Consider the following 550-nt stretch of genomic DNA (forward strand, 5'->3'; position numbering starts at 1 on the left):
CATCAACACGAGTACTGAAACGAATTTCACCACCTAGCTCGATGATGGTCGCACGCATTTTCTCGATCATCGTTACCAGCTTGAAAGTACCGATGTGAGGTTTACTTACGTATAGAATTTCTTCTGGTGCGCCAGCCTCAACAAATTCAGTGATCACTTTGCGACCGTAGAAGTTTGGATCTTTCACTTGGCTGTACAGCTTACCGTCAGAGAACGTACCCGCACCGCCCTCACCAAACTGTACGTTTGATTCTGGGTTTAGCGTGCGTTTACGCCAGAAACCGAAAGTATCTTTAGTACGTTCACGTACTTCTTTACCGCGTTCAACAATGATTGGGTTGAAACCCATTTGAGCCAACACCAAACCAGCAAACAGACCACATGGACCAAAACCGATGACGATTGGGCGCTCTGTTAGGTTCTCAGGTGCTTTCGCAACAAACTTGTATTCCATGTCTGGTGTTTGGCGAACGTGAGGATCGTTTGCGAACTTTGCTAGCAACGCGGTTTCATCGCCTTCAACGATGATGTCTAGCGTGTAAATAAGATG

1 pseudogene is annotated in these 550 nt (G+C 46.5%); it reads right to left on the minus strand.

Annotated elements, in window-relative coordinates:
- Positions 1-550: pseudogene (locus R7Q11_RS28575) on the minus strand (NAD(P)/FAD-dependent oxidoreductase); the annotation flags it as partial.

It is taken from the genome of Vibrio sp. 970 (assembly GCF_033339075.1).